Raw genomic sequence first — 377 nt, 5'->3', positions numbered from 1 at the left:
GCATAGAGTACTGCCGTGCCACCGGAGAGTTTGGCCAGCCGCTCGCGCAACTTGTCCTGCTCGATATTGGGCGGCGCCGTTTCATATTGCCGCTGGACCTGCGCACGGCGGGCAACTATGGCCGCCGGGTCGCCGCCGCCGCGCACGATCGTGGTATAGGTGGCGCTGGTGATGACGCGTTCCGCCGAACCCAGATCCTCGAGTGTTACATCTTCGATCTGGCCGCCAAGGTCACGGGCGATCACCCGGCCGCCGGTCAGGATCGCCAGATCCTCCATCATCGCCTTGCGCCAATGGCCGTATTCCGGGGGATGCACGATCAGATATTTGCCGGGACCCTGCTTGCCGAGCAGCATCACCACCACATCGGGCGACAC

Annotated in this window: 1 pseudogene; it reads right to left on the bottom strand. The window is 64.2% G+C overall.

From position 1 onward, the window contains the following. Positions 1 to 377, bottom strand: a pseudogene (gene groEL / locus AC1D0P_RS31790) (chaperonin GroEL); the annotation flags it as partial.

It is taken from the genome of Polaromonas sp. P1_G2, from assembly GCF_056405515.1.
This window is presented reverse-complemented; position numbering and strand designations above follow the sequence as displayed.